At 71.2% G+C, this 20,058-nt stretch carries 17 protein-coding genes and 1 tRNA gene; 15 read left to right on the forward strand and 3 right to left on the reverse strand.

Annotated features, from left to right (window positions below; genetic code table 11):
* Positions 1–350: 350 nt before the first annotated feature.
* Positions 351–1,184 carry a hypothetical protein gene (locus IE207_RS31295; protein WP_190187758.1) on the forward strand — a complete coding sequence of 278 codons (834 nt, stop codon included), beginning with the start codon at positions 351–353 and terminating at the stop codon, positions 1,182–1,184.
* On the opposite strand, the gene IE207_RS31300 is transcribed toward IE207_RS31295, so the two are convergent.
* The gene (locus IE207_RS31300; RefSeq protein ID WP_190187723.1) at positions 1,168–1,527 is read right to left on the reverse strand and encodes a hypothetical protein; all 360 of its coding nucleotides are present in this window, start codon (positions 1,525–1,527) and stop codon (positions 1,168–1,170) included. The genes IE207_RS31295 and IE207_RS31300 overlap by 17 nt on opposite strands.
* Before the next feature lie 98 nt (positions 1,528–1,625).
* Between IE207_RS31300 and IE207_RS31305 the strand changes: the two genes are divergently transcribed.
* A complete protein-coding gene (locus tag IE207_RS31305; protein ID WP_136213617.1) occupies positions 1,626–1,856 on the forward strand; it encodes a DUF4287 domain-containing protein in 231 nt (76 codons plus the stop codon).
* 160 nt (positions 1,857–2,016) lie between these two features.
* Here the strand turns inward: IE207_RS31305 and IE207_RS31310 are convergent, their stop codons facing one another.
* Positions 2,017–2,865 (reverse strand): Bax inhibitor-1/YccA family protein, encoded by an 849-nt coding sequence (locus IE207_RS31310; RefSeq protein WP_190187724.1) that lies wholly within the window; start codon positions 2,863–2,865, stop codon positions 2,017–2,019.
* A 168-nt stretch (positions 2,866–3,033) separates the two neighbouring features.
* Here IE207_RS31310 and IE207_RS34265 point away from each other — a divergent pair, with 168 nt between their 5' ends.
* The 13 genes from IE207_RS34265 (at position 3,034) to IE207_RS31375 (ending at position 19,471) form a co-directional block, all read left to right on the forward strand.
* A complete protein-coding gene (locus IE207_RS34265) occupies positions 3,034–3,453 on the forward strand; it encodes a hypothetical protein (RefSeq protein WP_373304802.1) in 420 nt (139 codons plus the stop codon).
* Positions 3,454–3,501: 48 nt separating this feature from the next.
* A complete protein-coding gene (eccD, locus tag IE207_RS31320) occupies positions 3,502–4,857 on the forward strand; it encodes a type VII secretion integral membrane protein EccD (RefSeq protein WP_190187725.1) in 1,356 nt (451 codons plus the stop codon).
* A 44-nt stretch (positions 4,858–4,901) separates the two neighbouring features.
* A complete protein-coding gene (locus tag IE207_RS33605) occupies positions 4,902–6,332 on the forward strand; it encodes a MinD/ParA family ATP-binding protein (protein WP_229874200.1) in 1,431 nt (476 codons plus the stop codon).
* A 29-nt stretch (positions 6,333–6,361) separates the two neighbouring features.
* Positions 6,362–10,336, forward strand: coding sequence for a type VII secretion protein EccCa (eccCa, locus tag IE207_RS31330; RefSeq protein ID WP_190187726.1), 3,975 nt, complete (start codon positions 6,362–6,364; stop codon positions 10,334–10,336).
* Positions 10,337–10,501: 165 nt separating this feature from the next.
* A complete protein-coding gene (locus IE207_RS31335) occupies positions 10,502–11,920 on the forward strand; it encodes a DUF6177 family protein (RefSeq protein ID WP_190187727.1) in 1,419 nt (472 codons plus the stop codon).
* Between the two features lie 118 nt (positions 11,921–12,038).
* Complete coding sequence (locus IE207_RS31340) at positions 12,039–12,371, forward strand: hypothetical protein (RefSeq protein ID WP_190187728.1); 333 nt, start codon at positions 12,039–12,041, stop codon at positions 12,369–12,371.
* A 47-nt stretch (positions 12,372–12,418) separates the two neighbouring features.
* Entirely contained in the window at positions 12,419–12,730 is a 312-nt protein-coding gene (locus IE207_RS31345; protein WP_190187729.1) for a pore-forming ESAT-6 family protein, read from the forward strand.
* Between the two features lie 33 nt (positions 12,731–12,763).
* Positions 12,764–13,204, forward strand: a complete 441-nt coding sequence (locus tag IE207_RS31350; RefSeq protein ID WP_190187730.1) for a DUF6507 family protein — start codon at positions 12,764–12,766, stop codon at positions 13,202–13,204.
* Positions 13,201–15,984: a hypothetical protein gene (locus tag IE207_RS31355; protein WP_190187731.1), complete on the forward strand. Its 2,784-nt coding sequence runs from the start codon at positions 13,201–13,203 to the stop codon at positions 15,982–15,984. The genes IE207_RS31350 and IE207_RS31355 overlap by 4 nt, the downstream gene beginning before the upstream one ends.
* A gap of 11 nt (positions 15,985–15,995) precedes the next feature.
* A complete protein-coding gene (locus IE207_RS31360) occupies positions 15,996–16,850 on the forward strand; it encodes an immunity 49 family protein (RefSeq protein ID WP_190187732.1) in 855 nt (284 codons plus the stop codon).
* Positions 16,851–17,661: 811 nt separating this feature from the next.
* On the forward strand, positions 17,662–17,883 hold the full coding sequence (locus tag IE207_RS31365; RefSeq protein WP_190187733.1) for a hypothetical protein: 222 nt from the start codon (positions 17,662–17,664) through the stop codon (positions 17,881–17,883).
* Positions 17,880–18,326, forward strand: coding sequence for an Imm49 family immunity protein (locus tag IE207_RS31370; protein WP_190187734.1), 447 nt, complete (start codon positions 17,880–17,882; stop codon positions 18,324–18,326). The genes IE207_RS31365 and IE207_RS31370 overlap by 4 nt, the downstream gene beginning before the upstream one ends.
* Before the next feature lie 368 nt (positions 18,327–18,694).
* Positions 18,695–19,471, forward strand: coding sequence for a hypothetical protein (locus tag IE207_RS31375; RefSeq protein ID WP_190187735.1), 777 nt, complete (start codon positions 18,695–18,697; stop codon positions 19,469–19,471).
* A gap of 153 nt (positions 19,472–19,624) precedes the next feature.
* Here the strand turns inward: IE207_RS31375 and IE207_RS31380 are convergent.
* Positions 19,625–19,709 (reverse strand) — tRNA-Leu (locus IE207_RS31380).
* Between the last annotated feature and the right edge of the window lie 349 nt (positions 19,710–20,058).

Raw genomic sequence — 20,058 nt, forward strand, 5'->3', positions numbered from 1 at the left:
CACCATGCGGCTGAGCTGAGCCGTAGCGGAGGGTAGGGGCGCCCCGAGGAACGAGGGACGCATCTGCCCGCAGCGGTGGCGAAGCCCAGCGCGACCAAGGTCATCCGGCGGCTGGGCCGGCCGCTGTTTCAACCCCGTCGCAGCCGACCTGTGACCGAATCTCCCCCAGGATGTGACCTATGTCCTGGGGGATCGGCATTTCCCCAGGTCAGAGAAGTGCGCCGGACCTCCGCGGGACCAATGGCCTGTCCAATTCATGACGTAATGCACTGCATGCCATTCCCAGCACCCGTCAAGCTGATGTAGGAAGTCGGGGGACCGAATCAACCAGGAGTTAGTCAGTGAGCGCCATGCCTCTTGCCCTGCTGCTGACCACGGCCGCTGCCACGGCCGTGGGCGCCGCTGCGCTGCACGCCGTACACGGTCTGCGTAAGCAGGTCACGGCCCTGCGCGGCGAGCTGGCCATGCCGGCCCACCCGCGCGGAGCGACCGTGCCGCACGCCCGCAACGCCGTGGAGTCCCCCGCCGCCGAGATACGAGCCGCCGTCGCCGAAGCCCTCGCGGAGGAGCGGGAGCGGGAGCTGGCCGAAGCGCGGGCCTTCTGGGCCGCGCAAGAGGCCCGTGACGCCGCCGACGCCTCTCCCAGCTTCGCCGGGGAGGCCCCGACCTCGCTGCTGGGCGGCCTGCCCGGTCTCGGCGAGGACAGCCCGCTCTTCCTGCCCCGGCAGGCGGACCTGGTGGGGCTGGAGCCGGTCCTGGGCGAGGAGCTCCTGGACGACTACCCCGAGGACTCCGCCGAGCTGGCCGCGGCCCGCCGGCGTCACCCCTCGCACCCCGACTTCGTGCCCGTCCAGGCCCCGCACCCGGGCGTGGACCACGAGCGCACCGTCAACCGCCTGGAGGAGCTCGCCGAGGCCCGTACGGCCCTCGCGGACGTCCGGCCCGGCCCGCTGGGCACGCTGGACGTGTACGTCTTCACCGACGGGACCACGCTCTGTATGACCCCGGGCCACCGGGAGACCGCGGAGCGTCTGGCGGAGGCCCTGCGCTCGGGTACCGCTCCGGTCCTGCTGGGCGGCTCGGGGATCTCCGGCGCCTACGCCCTGACGTTCTCCTGCGGGGACTCCGAGGACCCGGACAGCAACGTCTACATCCTCGCGGACCGCGTCATCGCATCGCTTTGAGTTCCGCCTGCTCCACCAGCCGCACGGCCTCGTCCAGCATCTCGGACGGGGCCGTCCCGCTTTCCCCCTCGCCGACGCCGCGCAGCGCCTCGGCGAGGTCCTGGCCGGTGACCGCCACCTGGTCGCCGACCACGAAGACGCCCTCGTCCGGCACGACGCGCGCCGGAGCCGCCCCCTGCGGGTCCCGGGCGGCGTCCTCCAGCCGCTGGGCCCGCACGGCCAGTTCGCGGGCCAGTTCCAGCGCCTCGGTGGCGGCGCCGCGCTGGAGCCGGCTCTGCGGAGCGGACCGCAACCGGTCGGCGAAACGTTCCACGGCGGCGGTCAGCGGCGAAGTATCGAGCACCCGGCCGACCTTACGCGCCGCCCCGGCGCCATTGCCAACGGGCGAACACTGAGGCACGGTGTCGTGAAGAGAACAAGGCGATACCTCCGGAGGCGCCCATGTCCGTAGAGTTCTCGGAGCAGACACACCGCAACATGATCGACAGAATTCCGCTGACCACCGGTCGTGAAGTGTCCGACTGGCTGCGCACCGTGGACGACGGCCCCTCCCTCGTCCGGTTCGAGGAGAAGGTCAGCTGGCTGCGCGGCGCGCACGACCTCTCGTACGGCCAGGCGAAGGCGATCATCCACGAGTACGACCTGCGCAGGGCCGCCCGCAGACTCGGCTGAGCCGCTGCCCCGACAAGTCCCCCCGACCGACCCCCATCCGTGCCGCTTCGATCCGTACCGCTCCACGACGCGGGAAAGCCCCGCGAGCGCAGTCGCTCGCGGGGCCTTCCTCCTGCCGGGGCTGCCGGGGCTGCCGGGGGCAGCCGGGACCAGCCGGCCTCTAGTCGTCGCCGGAGAGGATCTGGAACAGGCGCAGCAGCTCCAGGTAGATCCACACCAGGGTCAGGGTGAGGCCGAAGGCCGCCAGCCAGGACTCCTCGCGCGGGGCGCCGTAGGCAATGCCGTCCTCGACCTGCTTGAAGTCCATGGCGAGGAAGCACGCGCCGAGGATCACACCGACGATGCCGAACAGGATGCCGAGGCCGCCGCTGCGGAAGCCGAGGCCGTCGCCGCCCCCGAACAGGGAGAACAGCAGGTTCACCACCATGAGCAGCATGAAGCCCATGGCCGCGGCCATCACGAAGCCGGTGAAGCGGCGCGTGACGCGGATCCAGCGCATCTTGTACGCGAAGAGCACGGCCGCGAAGACGCACATCGTGCCCAGCACGGCCTGGATGACCACGCCCGTGCCGATGTAGGTGCTGGTCGCCGAGCTGATGACGCCGAGGAACACGCCCTCGAAGGCGGAGTACGCCAGGATCAGCGCGGGGACCGGGGTCCGCTTGAACGACTGGACGAGCGCCAGGACCATCGCGATGAGCGCGGCCCCGATGGCGATGCCGTACGACTTGTTGATGTTGGCCGGGTCGACGGGCAGCGCGATCCAGGAGATGACCGCGGTGAGCACGACGGTGCCGAGCGTCATGGCCGTACGGCTCACGACGTCGTCCATGGTCATCGCGTGGGTGCGCGCCGGCGCCTGCGGCATGCCGGTGACGGCGTCCGCGGCATAGGGGTTCGTCGCGTACGGGTTGGTCGCGGTCCCGGCCTGCTGCGCGTCAAAGCCCGCGTAGCCGCCGGTGTCGCGGCTGAACCCCCGTCGCGAGAAGACCGGGTTACTGCTCCTCATCTCACTCCTCCGTTGGCCGCGGGACGCGGCCGTCATGAACAAGAGTAATGCGTTAGCAAAGAAACCACCCTACTGCTGGAGGAGGATCTTAAGAGGTCCGCGCGTGTTCCAAGCTGATAAATGCTTTATGTTGCACAGGCAAAACACGGGGGGAGGCGGCGACCGCACATGGCACGGGACTACGACAGTCAGTTGCTGGAGTCGGTGGCGGTACGCCGCCGCAGGATGCGTGACGCGCTGCTGTTCGGCGCGCAGCGGGCGCGGCGCACCGCGGACGAACGGCTCGGGAAGATGTTCGCGGGCATCGCCATCGCGGCGGTCCTGTGCGCGGGGTGCGTCGGCTGGTCCTTCATCCAGGCCACGCTAGCGAAGCAGAAGGCCGAACAGCAGAAGCAACAACAACAGCAGCAGAGCCAGATGCAGCAGTACCGGCAGACGCCCGGCCCGCCGCCCGGCCCCTCGGGCTCGCCGGCCGCGCCGAAGGCCGTCGTCCCGGCCGCGACGGGAGACCCGTCGCCGAAACCGCCGAAACCGTCGAAAGCGCCGTCCTCGCCCGCATCGAAGTCCCCCCGGCCGAGCGGCTCGTAGGAACTGCGTCCCCAAGGCCCGCAACAGCGCGATGGTAGGTTCCTGCAAGTGGTGAGCACAGCAACGACTTCCCGAGCACAGCTGTCCCGGGTGACCCTGGTCGGCGAGCGGCGCCGGGCCGACATGGTCCTGCCCTCCGACACGCCGATCGGGCAGCTGCTCCCGGACATACTCCAGTTGCTCGACGACCGGGCCGCCTCGCGGCCGATGACGCGCCAACTGCTGACCTCGGACGGCTCCGCGCTGCCGCAGGACAGCACCCTGGCTTCGGCCGGCATAGCCGACGGCGCGGTCCTACGGCTCGTCAGGATCCACTCGGCGCCGCCCGCCCCCGTCGTGCACGACGTGACCGACCTGGTGGCCGATGACCTCGACCTGCGGGCGTGGCGCTGGCGCCCCGCCGCCCGCCGGGGCAGTGCCGGGGTCGCGACGGTCGTCTTCACGATGACCACGGCGCTGCTCGCCCGCCGCGAGGTCGCCCTCGACTCCCTGGCCGCCGCCCTGCTGGCCGTCACGCTCGTCCTGCTCGCCGCCGGCGCGCTCGGCGCCCGGATCGGGCAGGGCAACCGGGGCCTGGCCACCGCGCTGCTGTTCGCCTCCGGGGGGCTCGGGGTACTCACGGCGTGGACCGCCGCCGACGCCCACCACTGGTCGTGGGAGCTACGGCTCGCCGCGGTCGCGGGCGCGCTGGTCGTCACGCTCGTCATGCTCGGATACTTCTCCCCCCTCGGGCGCGGGGGGCTCATCGGCGCGGGAGCCGTCGCCGGCATCACCGTCGTGTGGGAGGCCGTGGCCGCCGTCCAGGGCGAACCGGAGCGGCTGGGCGCGGTCATGGCCCTGTTCTCCGTGTTGCTGCTCGGGCTGCTGCCGCGGCTCGCGCTGATGGCTTCCGGCCTGACCGCGCTGGACGACACGCGCTCCGGCGGGGCCTCCGTCAGCCGCCACCAGGTGGGCAACGCCCTCGCCGCCACGCACCGCGGCCTCGCCCTCGCGACCGTTGTGACCGCCGCCTCGGCCGCCGCCGCGGGCTGGTTGCTGACGCTGGCCGGGGAGCCGAGCGTGTGGACGGTGGTGCTGCCGTCGCTCGTCGCGGTGGTGCTGCTGTCCCGGGCGCGGGCGTTCCCGCTGGTCGCCGAGGTCGTGTCGCTGCTCGCCGCGGCGGCCGTCCTCCTCGTACGGCTCGTGGTGCTGTGGATCGGGCACGGCGGGGGTACGGGTGCGCTCGTCGTGCTGTGCGCGGCCGCGCTGCTGCCGCTGCTCGGGCTCGCCGTGCAGCCGCCCGAACACGTGCAGGTCCGGCTGCGGCGCACCGCCGACTTCGTCGAGTCGGTGGGGGTCGTGGGATTGTTCCCGCTGAGCGTCGGGGTGTTCGGCGTGTACGGGCAGCTGCTCGACAAGTTCTGAGTCAACTCGCAGGGCAGGTCGGTACGAGAGGGGTAGGGGCAGGGATGCCGAGCGGAGAGAACTGGCAGGGCGATGTCCTGCGCGACCTGAGGGGCGGGGCCCGGCAACCGCTCCCCCAGGACCCGGAGCAGGTCCGCCCGGACCCCCAGAACACGCCTCCCGACGCAGCCCCGCAGGGCGTGAACCCGCCCCACGGCGCGACGCCGCAGGGCGGAACGTCCCCGGGCCCGGCCCCGTCGCAGGGCGCCATCCCGCCCCACGGCGGGACCCCGTCCCACGAGGCGACGTCACACGGCGTGCCGCCCTACGGCGCGACCCCGCAGGGCCCCAACCCGCCCCCCGGCGGGACCCCGCTCCCCGGCGCGACGCCCCACGGCGCGGGCCCGGCCCACGGCTCGGCCCCGTCCCAGGGCTCCGGGGCCCCCGGGTACCCGGTCGGGTACCCGGGACAGGTCCCGGCCGGGCAGGCCGCCGCGCCGCCGGCCCCCGGCTACGGCTACCCCCCGCACGCCGACGCGCCGCCGGGCACCCCCGTCGACGGCCGCGCCGGCCGCACGCTCGACTCCCGTCCCGCCGTCGACCCCGGCCTCGTCCGCGCCGGCCGCAAGCCCCGTCACGGTGAGCCCTTCGTGTCCCGTGCCGTCGGCGCGCTCTGGCGAACCGTTTCCTCATCCGTCGCCCGCGAGGTCGCCGAAGCCTCCCGCACCGCGGAGCTGCTCCAGCAGCCCGTGACCACCGGCCGCCAGATAGCCGTCACCTCCATCCGCGGTGGCGCCGGCAAGTCCACGGTCGCCGCCCTGCTCGGCACGACGTACGCGCACTACCGCCAGGACCCGGTGCTCTTCGTCGAGGCCGACCCCGCCCTCGGCTCGCTGCCCATCCGCCTCGGCGCCGAGTCGCTGCGCTGGACCACCGGCGACGTCGCCGGGATCATCGAGCCGCAGATGTCGCTGCTCGACGTCACCGGCTACCTCGTTCAGCTCCGCGACAACGCCTGGCTGCTGCCCGGCAGCCAGGGCCAGATCGGCGCCATGCTCGACACCCGGTCCTACGAGCGGGCCATGGTCGCGCTGCGCCGCTACTTCGGAGTGACGGTGGTCGACTGCGAGACGCTGCCCGCCGAGGTCGCACGGGTCGCGCTCTCCGCCTCCCAGGCCCGGGTCCTGACCACCCCCGCGACCCTCGACGGCGTCGCCAGCACGTACGCGGTGCTCCAGTGGATGCAGGGCCTGCCCCCGCACGTGATCGCCGGCACGGTCGTCGTCCTGACGGAGCAGGCCCCGCACTCCGGCATCGACGTGGAAGAGGCCGTGGGCACGCTGCGGACCACCGGCGCGAGCGTCCACGTCCTGCCGCACGACCGCCACTTGGCGGACGGGGGCGCCATCCGCAACGACCTGCTCGCCCGGTCGACGAGAGCGGCCGCCACCCGCATCGCCGCGGACGCGTTCCAGCTTTCCCAAAAGCGCCACTGACGGACGAGACGGACGACGACGGACCACGCATGAGCACCCGACTGATCCACCGCCCGGCCAGGACGGTCAGGCCCCCGGCCGCCTCCGAGGCCCGCACCATCGAGGCGCCGCCCAACCTGCCCGAGGGCAAGGCGGGCAACATCGCGATGTCGCTGCTGCCCGTGGCCGGCGTGATGTCGTCGGTCGTGATGATGACGGTCGTGCGCAACAGCCAGTTCGCCGCGCTCGGCGCGCTCATCCTCGTCGTCACCGTCATCGGCTCCGTCGGCCTCGTCTTCTCCCAGCGCGGCAAGGCCCAGCGCACCCGCCGTACCCAGCGGGAGGCGTACCTCGCCTACCTGGAGGACCTCCGGGAGGAACTCGCCGCCGAGGAGCGCGAGCGGGCGGAGCACGCCGGCGTGCTCAACCCGCCGCCGAGCGCCCTGTACGACATCGTGCGCGACCCGGCCCGGCTGTGGGAACGCCGCAGGGTCGACGGTGACTTCCTGCGCGTGCGCGTGGGCACCGGCGAGATGCCGGTGCGCGACCTGCGGATCGCCGAGCAGGGTTCCACCGTCCTCACCCCGCCCGACCGCTTCATGCTCAACGAGGCTTCGGCGCTGACCTCCCGCTTCCGCACCGGCACCGAGCTGCCGCTGACCGTCCCGCTGGACCGCGTCGGCAACGTCACCGTCATCGGCCCCCGCGAGGACGGGCTGCGCGTCGCCCGCGCCCTGATGATGCAGACCGCCGCCACCCACGCCCCCGACGACGTGGCCATCGCGCTGGCGGTGCCCGGTGACCGGCTCGCGGACTGGGAGTGGGCCAAGTGGCTGCCGCACCTTTTGGACACCGAGCAGCTCGACGGCCCCGTCGCCGCCCGCCGCATCGCCCCGTCCGCGCCGCAGCTCGCACGCCTGCTGGGCCCCGAGCTGCGCCGCCGGGCGTCCTACGCCGCCGAGGTGCGGCGCGGCCTGTCCGGCAAGGACGCCCTGTCGATGACCTCCCGGCTGCTCGTCATCGCCGACGGGCACGGGGAGGACGCCGTCGAGCTCCCGCGTCCCGACGACGCCGTGGGGCTGCGCGAGATGGGCGTCACCGTCCTGCACCTCCTCGACCAGCGCATCCAGGAGCCGGGCCACGTCGGCGTACGGATCACCGTCGAGGGCGACCGGGTGCTCATCGAAGACCTCCGTGACGAGCAACCGGTCAGCGCCCACGGCACGGTGGACGAGGTCGGCGTTCCCTTCGCCGAGGGGCTGGCCCGGATGCTCGCGCCACTGCGCCTGTCCGCCGAGTCGCTGATCGACGCCCCGCTGTCGGGGCCCGTCGACTTCGCGGGCCTGCTGGGCATCGAGGACGTGGCCCAGCTCGACGTCAACGGCCTGTGGGCGCCGCGCGGAGAGCGAGCCTTCCTGCGCGTGCCCATCGGTATCAGCGACTCCCACGAGCCGGTGCTGCTGGACTTGAAGGAGTCGTCCGAGCTGGGCATGGGCCCGCACGGTCTGTGCGTCGGAGCCACCGGTTCCGGCAAGTCGGAGCTGCTGCGCACCCTCGTCCTCGCGCTGGTGGCGACGCATCCGCCGGAAGACCTCGCGCTGGTCCTCGTGGACTACAAGGGCGGTGCGACGTTCGCGCCGTTCGCCGGCCTGCCGCACGTCGCCGGTGTCATCACCAACCTGGAGAACCAGGCCGGTCTGGTCGAGCGCGTGCACGCCTCGCTCGCGGGCGAGGTCAAGCGCCGCCAGCAGGTCCTCAAGGACGCGGGCAACATCGCCGACATCGGCGACTACAACGCGCTGCGGGCCGAACGCCGGCCCGATCTGGAGCCGCTGCCGCACCTGTTCGTCGTCATCGACGAGTTCGGCGAACTCCTCACCGCCAAACCGGACTTCATCGACCTGTTCCTGTCCATCGGGCGGATCGGCCGCTCCATCGGCGTGCACCTGCTGCTGTCCAGCCAGCGGATCGAGGGCGGCAAGCTCAAGGGCCTGGACACCTACCTCTCCTACCGGCTGGGGCTGCGCACGTTCTCCGCCGACGAGTCCCGTACGGTCCTGGACACCACGGACGCCTTCCACCTGCCGCCGCTGCCCGGCTTCGGCTACCTCAAGGTGGACACGAGCCACTACGAACGCTTCAAGGCGAGCTACGTCTCCGGCGCATACCGGGGTCCCGTCGAGCGCGCCGACGAGCAGGACACCGGGCCCCTGGCCCTCCCGTACGAGGCGTTCAACAGCCCGGCCAGGCCGGACGGCACGCAGGCGCAGGAACTCACCGCCCGGCGCCGCGAGACCGGCCCGACCGAGCTGGGGGTCGTCGTCGGCCAGCTGGAGCAGGCCGCCCCACCGGTGCGCCGGATCTGGCTGCCCCCGCTGCCCGGTGCGATCGCGCTGGACACGGTCGCGGGCCCGCTGGACGTGGGCCCGCGCGGGATGCAGCTCGCCGGGCGGCGCGGCCGGCTGGCGGTGCCGCTCGGCGTGCTCGACGACCCGACGAAGCAGTGGCAGGGCAACTGGTACCTGGACCTCACGGTTGCGGGCGGGCACGCCGCCGTCATCGGCGGCCCGCAGTCCGGCAAGACGACCCTGCTGCGCACCCTGGTCCTCTCGCTCGCGCTGACCCACACCCCGCAGGAAGTCGGCGTCTACGGCCTCGACCTGGTCGGCGGCGGGCTCCAGGCCCTCGCCGGGCTGCCGCACGTCGGCGGGATCGCCGGCCGGGCGGACCGCGAGCGGGCGGCGCGGACCGTCGAGGAAGTACGCACGATGCTCGCCGCCCGCGAGGAGCTGTTCCGCGAGCACGGCATCGACTCCGTCGAGCAGCTGCGCACCCTGCACGCGGCCGGCCGGCTGCCCCAGCTCGCCTCCGCCGAGATCATCCTGGTCATCGACGGTTTCGGCGCGCTGCGCGACGACTTCGAGAGCCTGGACGACGCGGTCGTCGACGTCCTCAAGCGCGGCAGCGGGTACGGCATCCACGTCGTCGCCGGCATGCTGCGCTGGAACGACGTACGGATCGCCACCCAGTCGAACTTCGGCACGCGGGTCGAGCTGCGGCTCAACGACCCCAGCGAGTCCAGCATCGACCGCAAGCTGGCCGAGACGCTGTCGCCCGACGAACCCGGCCGGGTCCTGACCGACGGGAAGCTCTTCGCGCAGGTCGCGCTGCCCCGGACGGACGGGCTGGCCGACCCCTCGGAGCTGGGCGCCGTACTGGAGCGCACGGCCCGTACGGTGCGCGCCACCTGGAGCGGGGAGACCGCCCAGCCGGTACGGGTGCTGCCGCACGTCCTGGAGCCGCACCTGCTGCCGGGCCCCGCCGCCGAGCCGAAGCGGGTGCCGATCGGCCTGGACCAGCAGGCGCTCGCGCCGGTCCTGGTCGACCTGTTCGGGCACGACCAGCACCTGCTGGTCCTGGGCGACAGCGAGTGCGGGAAGACGAACCTGCTGGCGACCATCGCGGGCGGGCTCATCGAACGCTACGGCGAGGAGGAGCTGGTCTTCGCCGTCATGGATCCGCGGCGCGGCCTGCGCGGGGTGGTCCCGGAGGAGTTCAACGGCGGTTACGCGTACAACGCGAAGCTGTGCGCCGGGCTGTCCGCCGGGATCGCCACCGAACTGGAGCGGCGGATGCCCGACGACACCGCGCCGCTGGAGGACCTGGAGCCGGGCAGCTGGGGCGGCGGCCCGCGGATCGTCGTACTCGTCGACGACTACGACGTGCTGACCACGGCCGGGCAGTCGCCGCTGGCCCCGTTCCTGCCGTACGTCCCCTCGGCCGCGGACATCGGCCTGCACTTCGTCCTGACCCGCCGGGTCGCCGGCGCCTCGCGCGGAATGTACGAGCCGTTGGTGCAGGGGCTGCGCGAGTCGGGCGCTTCGGCCCTGGTCATGGCCGGCGACCGCAGCGAGGGCCAGCTGCTGCCCGGGGTGTACGCCTCGCAGCAGCCCGCCGGGCGGGGGGTGCTGGTCCGCCGGGGCCAGTCGAGCCGCCTGATCCAGACCGTGTACGGCCGGGGGTGAGCGCCTGCCCGCCGCGTGGCTCGCGCCCATCCCACCACTCCAACCACTCCCACTACTCCGGCCACTCGCGCCACTCGCGCCACTCGCGCCACTCCAACTGCTCCCGCTACTCCCGCTACTCCCGCTACTCCCGCTACTCCCGCTTTCGAAGGATCTGACCAGCACATGACCAAGGACGTCGTCGCCCTCACCGAGCGGATGCCCGACCCGTGGACCGTGCTCGCCGGACTGCTCTCCGGGGGCCCCGACAAGCTGGTGGACGCGGCGGCCGAGGGGGCCGTGGTGCAGCTGTGCGACGAACAGGGCCGCCCGCTCGTCTCCATCGAGGCGCCGCTGCTGGTGCAGGTCGAGGGGGAGGCCGAGCGGCTGCTCGGAGCCACCGCCCCGCCGGTCCCGTTCTGGTGGACGGAGGCCCGCGCCACCACCGGCGTCGAGGACGCCGCCCGGCTGGCGGGCACCTTCGCCGCCAGGCTGGCCGCGCTGGCCGGGGGCTCGGTGTGGCCGCGCGAGCCGGGGCGCTCGCTGGGTGTGGTGCGGACCGAGGGGGTGGGCGTGGCGCCGGAGCCGGCCGCCGCGCAGCCCGCCGTCGACGTGCTCACCGACCGGGTGGCCGTCGTCATCCAGGACCGCCCCGTGGTGGCCATGACCGCCTGGCTCTCCGACGCCTTCCGGGCCGCCGCGAGTGCCGGGCTGGGCCTGCAGATCGTCACCCCGCCCGGCACCACCCTCTCCCCCGCCGTCCGGGACAACCTGAGCGGCTGGCCCTCGCGCTGGGTGGTGCAGGACGAGCGGGACGGCTACTACGACGGCCTCACCGGGGCCGTACTGCGCTGGCAGAGCGGGATGTTCGCCCCGGTCGAGGCACTGGACGCGACCGCCGAGGATCCGCGTACCCCGGTGGCGGCCGCGTTCCAGGACGTCGCCGCTACCGGGGAACGGCAACTGGCCGTCACCTTCCGCGCGGTCCACCCCGCCGATGAACGGCTCGTCCTCGGGGGCGCCCTGGAGGCGGTGTGGCGGGAGCTGACCGGCGGGCCGCCGGCCGGGTGGGGCACGGCGGAGCCGGCCAACCTCCCGTGGTCCCCGGCCCGGCTGACCGACGTCGCGTACGCGCGGGCGCCGGAGCCGACCTGGTTCGTGGTGGTCGGCGCTCCGGAGCGCCCGGGCGTCGCCACGGTGCGGGTGCGCCGCACGAAGGCGGGCGTCGAGGAGGAGGTCACCCTCGCGTTCGGCTACGGGGCGGACGAGGAGCCTCCGATGGATGCCCTGCCCAGGGCCGCCGAGGTGCTCGCCACCCGCCACCACCTCCAGTCGATGCTCGTACAGCTGCGCAGGGCCCGCCGCGATCTGGCGGTGCCGCCGCGCTTCGAGGGACCGGGCGTGCCGGTGGCCTTCGTCCTGGGTGCGGAGGAGGTCCGCGCGATGCCGGGCGACCGGGCCCGTAACACCCCGCTGGCGCAGCGGCCGTTGCCGCTGGGTCCGAAGAGCCGGCCGGCGCTGTACTACCCGCTGCCGGGGGACCCGTCGGACCTGGCGGGCTGGCAGGACTTCGAGCTGCTGATGCGGCATCTGAAGGGTTCCTGACCGGACCCGTTATGATGTTCGGCTTTGGTCACAACCGGCAGATTGCAGGTTGCAAGAGCGACGCAGGTTGAGAGAATTGGCCATACTGATGGTCGTTCTATCGTGACGGGGGTGTGGGATGAAGTTCGACATGGGGACGCAGGTTCTGACGAACCTGATGTCGGGATCGCGGACGTCGAGTACGGATCTGGGGACGCTGATCCAGCAGTTGATCGCGGCGGCGCATCCGTTGGAGGGGAAGTTCAACGGTCAGGGCAAGGTCGCGTTCGACTCGTTCAAGGAGCACTCGGACGGGATCACGAAGGAGCTGAACGCCGCGCTGTCGGCGATCCTGGGTGGTCAGTCGGGGATGGAGCAGGCCTTCGGGACCGGTGACCACGAGCAGGGTGACAACGCGCGGCAGCAGATGTCGGCGGCGAACTTCGACGCGGCGCGTTTCGCCGGTCGCTGAGCGCGGGTCTTTCAACTTTTTCAACCACACGGGGAGTGTGATGTGTGATGGCCGGTGGCACGGATCGTCGTTCGTATGACACGGGTGCTTCGACCGAGGCGCAGGGCAACATCCAGGTCGTGATCGGGCAGTTGGAGCAGGTGATCGCGGCGCGGGACGCGCAGGTGAAGGCGGCGATGACGGACTTCGCGGCTGATGGTGTGGCGGATGAGTACCACGGTAAGGAGCTGCGCTGGCGGAACGCGTCGCAAGAGGTGAAGAACATCATCCACTTGTTGAAGTCGACGCTGGAGAAGAACGACGCGACGGCGCAGCAGACGATCGCGCGGGCGAAGGCCGCGGTCGACAACATCGGCTGAGTCGGTCGGGCCGGACGGTTTTACGGGGGAAGCATGACGTCGTGGGACATCAAGCCGCAGGGTGTGCAGTCTCAGCTCAAGCTCACCGGTGAGCGGGCGGGTGATCTGGAGAAGGCGCTGAACGCGCTGATGGGTCACATGTCGGAGGCCGCGTATGCGGCGGGTACGGCGGTGCCCGGCTCGGCGGCGACGGTGCCGAACGCGGCGCGGCAGGGGCCGGTGGCGACGGGGCAGGTGCCGTTGTCGCACCGGGGGACGATGGGCCCGGTGGGCGCGGCGTTGTCGCAGTACCTGGAGAAGCGCCAGCCGGACGTGAAGGCGATGGTCGACCGGATCCAAGCCGCGGTGCTGGGTGCGGCGAAGGCGACGAACGAGTACATCGAGGGCGACTTGGACGCGGCCAAGCACGCGCAGGACGCGGCGAAGAACGTGCGGCTGGATGAGCTGCGGGACGCCACGGGGGGCGCGAAGTGAGCAACAACGATCCGGTCAACCCTGCCGAGGTGCCGGTGTTCACCGGCGAGCTCGCGGTGCTGGACGAGAAGGTCAAGGCGCTGTCGGGGGACGGCGGCGCCCTGGCGAATGCCGGCTCGTCGGTGCACACCACGTTCGGCGGCCTGTCGGCGTACTACAAGGCGCCCGAGGCCGAGCAGCTCTTCGCCGTGACGAAGCCGGTCGTGGACATCACGATGTCGTTCAGCGGTGACATGTGCACCATCGCGGGCGCGCTCGGGACGTACGCGAACGAGATCCGCCCGCTGGTGAAGAAGCTGGAGACTTTGAAGGCGGAGGCGGCTTCGTTCAAGTCGAAGGTCTCCGGCGACCACAAGTGGAACGAGGACGGCGACCTGGTCGAGGAGAACCTCGACCGGCGCAATGACATCGCCGAGGTGTGGTCGCAGTTCCAGGCGGCGGAGCGCACCGCGTACGACAAGATCGTGGCGCTGGTGTGCGGGACGCCGCTCAAGGTCGACGACGGTTCGCACGGCGCGAACATGTACGGCTATGACGCGGAGGCGCTCAAGCACTCCAAGTCGCTGCCGTGGGGTGAGGCGGTCGAGGAGTCGGTGCCGTGGTGGCAGGTGTGGGAGCACGCCTACGACTTCGGCAAGGGCGTCATCGTCGACGGCGTGTGGGGCACCATCAAGGGCCTGGGCACGCTCGTCGGCTTTGACGGCTGGGACGCCACCAAGCAGGCGTGGACGGGCCTGGCGAAACTCAGCACGGGTCTCGCGATCACGCTGACACCGGGGCTCGCGACGGCTTACTGGATGGCGGACGACAAGGACCTCCCGCCCTGGCTGCGTGATTCGCGTACGGCGATGAAGGAGACGGGCAAGGCGCTCCTGGCGTGGGACCAGTGGAGCGAGAACCCGTCGCGGGCGGCGGGCGCGGTCACCTTCAACGTGGTCACCGCCATCTTCACCGACGGGGCGGGCGCGGCGGCCTCGGGCGCGGGCAAGGCGGGCGTCGCGGCGAAGGCACTGTCGTTCGCGGGCAAGGCCGGGCGGGCCATCGACCCGATGACGTACGTGTTCAAGGGCGCGGGCGCCGGCCTGTCGAAGATCGGCGATGTGATGGCCGGCCTCAAGGGCCTCGGCAAGGTCGAGATCCCCAAGATCTCCGACGGCGCGTTCTCGCTGCCCGACGGCTCGACGATGCTGCCTGACGGAACGATTCACCTCCCCTCCGGCACCGCCGTCCCCGAGGGTGCGATCAAGCTCCCCGACGGCGGCATCAAACTCCCCGAGGGCACCGCCACCCTCCCCCCGGGCACCGTCAAGCTGCCCTTCGACGACAGCCCCGCGAAGTACATGGACGCGGACGGCAACCTCTACAAGAAGGACGGCAGCCTCTTCCAACGCGCCGCCGACGCCAAACCCGAAACCCCGCCGGCCACGGCCCACGCCCCGAAGGTCGAGACCCCCGTCCTGGTGGGCGTCGGCGCCCGCGGCGGCGACGACGTGATCCGCCTCGGCTCCGACATATCCGACCCCGTCCACGTGGGCGACCACACCCCGACGGGCCACACCGGCGACCACACCCCGGGCGGCCACGCCCCGGACGGCATGCCGCGCAACGACCTCAACACCACCCCGGGCACCCCCCACCCGGGCGGCGACACCCCCTCCATCGGCGGCCACCCCGACGGCCCGGGCGCGGGCAGCCACCACCCGGACGGCCCGGGCACCGGAGGCCACCCCGACGGCCCCTCGACCGGCGGCGCCCACCCCGACGCCCCGTCCACGGGCGGCCCCCACCTGCCGGACACCCCGGGCGCGGGCGGGCACCAGCCCCCGGCTTCGGCGGCTCCCGACGACGCGACCCGCGCGGCCCACCACGCGGAGTACGAAGCCGCCCGTGATGTTCCGGCCCAGGACCGGACGTCCGAAGAAAGCATGGCGATCACCCGCGAACATGTCCGGCTGGCCAACGAGGATCCGTTGTGGCGAGCGGAGCACTACGACAAGTGGGGACTGGGCAAGCGCAACAACGCCAACGAGCTGGTCGACGGCCAGCTCCTCCCGAAGTTGATCGAGCAGCCGGACGGCAGTTGGATCGCCGCGTCCGACCTCCCTCACGCCCACCCGGGCGGGTTCCATCTCACGCCTCTGGAAAGGGGTCGCGACACTGTCGCGCCCGATGACCTCGCGCACCTCGACAAAGTCGCGGCAAAACGCATGGCAGGCATGGACCTGACCGCGTGGGAGAAGGCGTTCGACAAGAATCCGACCTACGAGAACGCGTATGAACTGGCCCACGCGCAGGAGCATTACAACCTGACGGTCGGCGAAGGCGTGTCCAACAACTCCAAACTCGGTGAGGAGCTCGGAGAAGAGGCCGCCAGGCGTCACATGCTCCTTCAGGAAGAGTTCGCCGGCGCCAAAGAGGTCGACGATCCACCACTGCCGGATACCCCCAACGGGTCGAAGCGCTTCGACCAGCTCTGGCGTGACAAGGACGGCAACCTCATCATCGTCGAGGCCAAGAGCCCCAACGGGGTTCTGGAGTGGCGCCAGAGCAACGGCTACCCCGGCGGCACGTTCAAGGTGAAGCAGGGCAGCATCGACTATGTCCGCACCATCGTGGCCGACATGAAAGAGCGCGTTTTCGAGTCGCCGGACGAGGCCAAGTACATCAAGGAGATCGAGGACGGCATCAAGAACAAGACCTTGCGCTACGTCCTCGTCCAGGCCAGCGAAAACACCGGTGAGTATGCTGGGGCCGTGCTCAAACACTTCAAACTCTTCTAAGGAGCAGTTCGTTGGTCGCGATCATCCCCCGCCACCCCTTTCCCACCGGGAACGCAGAAGCGGGAGTCGCCGTTCTCCAGGAGAGTGCCGAAGGGTGGATCGACGGTCTGGAGGGCGATTCCACGGGTCTGGGCGAGGCCCTGGACACCACGCTCATGCTGGCCAAGGCCCACTGCCTGATGGACCCTAAGGCCGCGATCTACCCGACGTGGGATGCCTGGGTGAACGCGATGCAGGTGGGCTCGGCCGTGTTCGCCGCCGCGACCGCGACCGGTGATCACGTACAGTGCCGGATCGCGCACAAGGACCGGACGCTCGCCGCCACCGGCCCGCAGCAGTATGTGACCCCGGGTACCTGGCTCACCGCGTTCTACCTGGCCGTCGTGGCCCGGGAGCGGGACAGGATCACGGCCCTGTGCCGGGTCCCGCTCTCCCTGCTGCGGGAGAACCGCTCACACTTCGAGGAGTTCGAGTACGCCTGGATCGACGCCCTGCAGACCTACTGGCTCGGCGGAGACGACCTCGGTCGGAAGCTGGTGGCCGCGGTAGACGGCGCCGACGCCGAAACGGTCACCACGGACCCCGAGGCGGTGGGCAAGCTCCTGTACCCGCCGATGGAGATGTTCCACCGCATCGTCCGCGCCGACCACGACGGCTTCAATCGCGCCCTGACCGCCGCCCTCCAGTGGCACAAGGAGTACTGGAGCGCAGACGGCCGGGCCACCCGCGTCTCGGGCCTCGTCGCACTCGCACCGCTCGCCATGGCCTGCTTCGCCCACGACGCGGGCATCCCGATCGAGGTCGAGTCCGACTACCTGCCCTCCACCCTCATCAGCCGCAACTGGTGCGGAGAATTCCCCACGTAAGGCGACTGACCGAGAGCCGGGGCCCCGCCCGCATCTTCCAGGCGGAGTCGATGGGCAAGCGGCGGTATGTTCTACCGCTACTGCGCGACGGCGCGACGCGCTGCGCCGGGCCCCCGCCGCGTCCGTCACGGAGGTGGCGGGCGGCCCCGGCACCGAACGGAGGCACTGGGCGACGCACCGCGCCGGCACCAGGACTACTGGACGGCGGTTGTGGAGAGGGCACGGCAGGGATGACGCACATCGCCCGCCACGGTCGCCACGGACAACGTGGCCGAGGCCACGGCGCCGATCGTTGAGAGTGCCGAAGAGGCACTGGTAGGGCTTTCGGCGTCCGAGAACGACCGGTACGAGGCGCTCGTGCTTACGCTGGCGGCCAAGTGGCACTGTGTCGCAGTCCCCGTCGCGGACCGGTTCACCACGTGGGAAGCGTGGATCATCGCCATGCAGACCGGATCCGCGTTGTTCGCGGCGGGCCGGCCACCGAAGGCACCGTCACCTGCCGGATCGGGGTCAACGGGGATGAACGGCAACTGCCGGCCAACGGGCCACAGGAGTACCTGCACGCCGGGAACTGGCTCACTTCCTTCTATCTGGCCGCGATACGCCGCGAGAACGACCGCGTGAAGCAACTGGCGCAGGTTCCCCCTCTCTTTCCTGCGCGCGTCCGATGCGGAATTCGACGCATACGCCTACCCCTGGATCGAGACCATCCAGAACCACTGGTTCGGCCGCCCGGAGAACTGGGACACCTTGCCTCGCGCCATGGACCTCACGGCCCCGGCGAACGTGCGGATCGCCAGGCAAAGACTTGATGCTCAAAATTCTTTATCCGCCGGTCGACCTCTTCATAATCCGCGAAATGAAGGAGCGCGGTAAGACCATCCCGAGCGAGCGGAGGCTCGCGAAGGCACTGGAAGACGCCTTCGACGACGGGAATCTGGAATACGTGGTCGTCAAGGGCGACCAAAACGGGCTCCAGTACAGTGGCTACCAGTTCCAGCGCTTCGGCATCAGTAAGGGGACCCTGCGGTGACCACGGTTGTCAGTAGGCACTTTGCCGCACCGGGGGCCACGGAAGAAGAGTGGGCCGAGTCACTCGGTGAGGATCTGGCCGATGACATCGACAAGCTGGAGCGGCGCCCCCACGCCCTCGGGCGCGTCTTCAACAACGCGCTCCTCCACCTCGGCGCACGTTGCACGGTCGACCCTCGTGCGGCGAAGCTGGAGACCTGGGAAGCGGTCGTCAACGCCCTGCAGGTGGGATCCGCCATCTTCGCCACGGCTTCCGCGACCGAGGGGACCGTGGAATGCCGGATCAACCGTCAGATCCGAATGCTGGACGCCTCGGTTCGCGGCTCCACGGCTCACCGCCTCCCCCTGGCCGTCGTGTGCCAGGACCAGGACCAACTGGCCGGAAGCCGGCGGTTCCGTACTGGAGACCCGGGAGTCGCGCACGAGGCGCGCAAAGAGCAGTGAGGGCCTGGTCGCGCTCGGACAGCTCCATGGGCGACCACGTCCCCGGTGGCCATGCCCCGGGCCGGAAAATCGGGTTGGGGACGGACGAAAAGGCGATGTACGAATTGCTGCGGACGGGCCCCGAATCGGCTTGCCGGCCGGACCGGAGGTGATTCCATGAGGGACCCAGTGCGGCGCATCGACATCGATGACCCCGACGTCGATATGGACATGGGCTGCGAATGCTCTACCGGGGAGAACCGTTCACGGGGGAGATCGCCGAGTACCAGGAGGGACAGGTGGTGTTCCTCGGTTTCATCCGCGAGTGGCGCCGTGAATAACCTCAAGGATGTCTTCCAGGAGCTGCGAGCCAAGGGGCTGAACCTCAAGTGACCAACCGTCCTTCGCGTACCGTGCTGGACCGGCTGCGGGCGGTCGACTGGAGTGACGAAACCTCGGCTTTCGGGCGGGAGCACTCGCGGGCGCTGCTGATGCGCGAGTTCCTGCGCCGCTCGGCGCTGTGGGCCCGGGCCTGCGGGGCCGAGGAAGCATGGCCCTTCTTCGACGTGGCGGAACACGTCGACGCCGAGGTGCATGCGCCCGCCGACGTGGCCGCCGAGGTGGAAGAACTGGTGCAGGGGCTGGCACCGGAGTCGCTGCGGACGACATGCCGCGCGGCCGTCCGCTGGGCCTGCCTGGGTGACGCCCGCACCGAGTCGACCGCCGGTCTGCCGGACCCGTACGAGCCGCTCCTGCTGCTGTTCGAGCGCGGTGGCGGGTTCTACCTGGAGGAGTACCTCGACCTCAACGGCGTGATGATCCCGCTGGGAACCGTGGAGACCAACGCCTCCGTGCCCCCCTTCCTCACCCTCGCCCCTGCCACCCTGGACGCGCTGGACGCCGAGGGCGAGATCACGTACTACGCGAAGATCGACGAACGGCACCCGCGGCAGAGCCCGAGGGGCATCGTCCGACGTCGGATCGACGAGGACGGGACCTACGACGAGGCGTTCACCCGCAACCTTCGCTGGGAGCCGACCGAGTACCTCAAGCTCTACGCGCTCGGCCACGACGACATCGACCACGTCCCCGTCTGCGAACACGAGGCGGCCGCCTTCATCGAGTCGGTGGCGCACAAACTGACGGGCGGCGGCCAGGCCATGTGATCCCCGCTGCGCATGTGCGTCGGTGCCGCCGCCGCGGTCACGCACTGCGCTGGCGCAAGGAGTGTCGACGCGCAGTCAGCACGTGCGCACGCGCCGGGGTGGTGCGTCCGCCGGGGCGGCCGTGGTCACCGGCGCGCCCCTGCCCTGGGTGAGTGGTGCCCGGAGCCGGACTTGAACCGGCACGGCCCGAAGGCCAGCGAGGTTTAAGCTCGCCGTGTCTGCATTCCACCATCCGGGCAGGGCGTGGCGACCCCCGTGGAAAAGCTGTGGACGCTAAGGGTGAGCCTATCCGTAAGTATCCCTGCTCCGACCTGGGCGTCTGTCCGATGTTGTCTGATTTTATTGGCGCTTGAGTGGGCGTCAGACGCGATAACGCACGGTCGGCACCTCGCGGGCGGCGATCTCCCGCGCGCGCATTTGACGGGATTTCGCCTCCCCGCGCCACCCCACTCGCCACCCCGCGCACGGCGTCGCCCGGGGGGAGCGGCGTCATACCAGAGGAGGAGGCGCGCGCCCCCGTGTCAGCCTCCAGTGGGCCGTCGAACCGGCACCACGGCTGATCCGGGGCGGGGGTGGGCTCGGCGACG

It is taken from the genome of Streptomyces cirratus (assembly GCF_014650775.1).
GTDB lineage: Bacteria > Actinomycetota > Actinomycetes > Streptomycetales > Streptomycetaceae > Streptomyces > Streptomyces cirratus.

Bases quoted from the DNA above. Each gene is read 5' to 3' on its own strand.
- IE207_RS31295 (WP_190187758.1), top strand. From the start codon at position 351: ATGCCTCTTGCCCTGCTGCTGACCACGGCCGCTGCCACGGCCGTGGGC.
- IE207_RS31305 (WP_136213617.1), top strand. From the start codon at position 1,626: ATGTCCGTAGAGTTCTCGGAGCAGACACACCGCAACATGATCGACAGA.
- IE207_RS31310 (WP_190187724.1), bottom strand. From the start codon at position 2,865: ATGAGGAGCAGTAACCCGGTCTTCTCGCGACGGGGGTTCAGCCGCGAC.
- IE207_RS34265 (WP_373304802.1), top strand. From the start codon at position 3,034: ATGGCACGGGACTACGACAGTCAGTTGCTGGAGTCGGTGGCGGTACGC.
- IE207_RS33605 (WP_229874200.1), top strand. From the start codon at position 4,902: ATGCCGAGCGGAGAGAACTGGCAGGGCGATGTCCTGCGCGACCTGAGG.
- eccCa (WP_190187726.1), top strand. From the start codon at position 6,362: ATGAGCACCCGACTGATCCACCGCCCGGCCAGGACGGTCAGGCCCCCG.
- IE207_RS31335 (WP_190187727.1), top strand. From the start codon at position 10,502: ATGACCAAGGACGTCGTCGCCCTCACCGAGCGGATGCCCGACCCGTGG.
- IE207_RS31340 (WP_190187728.1), top strand. From the start codon at position 12,039: ATGAAGTTCGACATGGGGACGCAGGTTCTGACGAACCTGATGTCGGGA.
- IE207_RS31345 (WP_190187729.1), top strand. From the start codon at position 12,419: ATGGCCGGTGGCACGGATCGTCGTTCGTATGACACGGGTGCTTCGACC.
- IE207_RS31350 (WP_190187730.1), top strand. From the start codon at position 12,764: ATGACGTCGTGGGACATCAAGCCGCAGGGTGTGCAGTCTCAGCTCAAG.
- IE207_RS31365 (WP_190187733.1), top strand. From the start codon at position 17,662: ATGCTCAAAATTCTTTATCCGCCGGTCGACCTCTTCATAATCCGCGAA.